Below are 1,412 nucleotides of genomic sequence, written 5' to 3' on the forward strand. Positions count from 1 at the left end.
CATCGATCGATGCTCAGACGTACGTAGCTGTACATCGATCGATGCTCGGCCACCGGCCGGCCGGGCGGGATCAGCGGGATCGTCCCACCCGGCGCACCCACCCCCCGGACGAACGGCTCCCAGACGCGTGGCCGCGCGGTCTGCACCACCACCAGGGCACCCAGCGCCATCGCACGCAGTGCCACCAGCTGGGCCGCGCGTACGCCGCCGACCAGCAGCACCCGGGTGCTCTCCGGTCGGAACAGTCGCATGGTGACCGCGCCGCCGTGCCGGTTGGTGCCAACCAGGATCCCCGCCTGGCCCAGGGTCAGCTCCCAGTCGTCCAGTGCCGGTCGGGGTTGCGCGCCCGCGGTGGCGAGCGCCAGAGGCAGGGTGGCGGCCAACCCCTCCAGGTGCGCGCCGTCGAGCCGGCGCAGCCCTCCGCCCAGGCCGGTGACCAGCCGGTCCAACGCTTCGGCGGCCAGGGTCAGCTCGGTCGCCGTCCCGGCGGCCAGCCGTACGGTCAGCTCGGTCGGCACCTCGGTGGCACCGCTGGCCGGCAGCGGGCCCGCGCAGATCGACACGGTCGTCGCGGTCGCCGGCAGCGCGAGCAGCCGAGGCGCCAGTCGGCGGGCGCCCGCGCCACCGGCGTCCGGCCAGTGGGTCAGCCGGAAGGTGGCCTGGACCAGGGAGCCGGACCGGAGCACCGGCCAGGACTCCCGCACCGGTTGGCCGTCGTCGTGGTGGGCCAGCTCGCCGAGGACACGCAGCGCCGCGGGAACGCCGAGTGGCCGCGCGGCCAGCGGTCCCAGCCGGCGGACGATGCGGCGTACCGTGCCGGCGAGCACCCGGCGCAGGGCCTCCTCCGACCATCCGTCGACCCGCAGCACCCGGACCGCCAGCATCGCCTGCTCCCGCCCGGCCAGCCTCCCGTCGGTGAGCTGCCGGTACGACGTGCCGACCGTGCCACCGGCCGACGGCACCGGTGCCGGTGTCCCGGCTAGCAGCAGCTGGATCCGCAGTGGCGGGACGTCCACCCCGGGTGCGGGCAGCAGAGCGGACGGCGCGGGGATCGCCCGCGTCGTGTCGCCGAGCAGGTCGCCGGGGTCGCCGAGCTCCAGAAGCGCGACCATGCCGCCGGTGTCCTCCAGCACCGCGGCCGGCCCGTCGGACAGCTCCGTGGAACGGACCACGGCACCCGACGCGACAAGGTCGAGCAGCTCGGCCGACCCGGCCGGCCCGACCAGCGTCCGGCGACGGGTCAGGTGCCCGACGGCGGTGCCCAGCCACTCGAAGAGCCACCGGCCCCGGACCCGGGCCCCGGCGGTCCCCAGCAGCAGCACCGCCGCCGTCACGGCCGCGACGGTCACCGGCGCGCCCCGGCCGAGGGCGGCCAGGACGAGCGCCGCCGCGACCTGTGCGGTGACCAGTTG

General features: G+C 76.6%; 1 protein-coding gene. It reads right to left on the minus strand.

Annotation, left to right across the window (positions count from 1 at the left end):
• The coding region (eccE, locus tag JNW91_RS31360) for a type VII secretion protein EccE (RefSeq protein WP_203179042.1) at positions 1-1,412 on the minus strand (1,412 nt) is incomplete at both ends.

The organism is Micromonospora parastrephiae, from assembly GCF_016802865.1.
Classification (GTDB): domain Bacteria; phylum Actinomycetota; class Actinomycetes; order Mycobacteriales; family Micromonosporaceae; genus Micromonospora; species Micromonospora parastrephiae.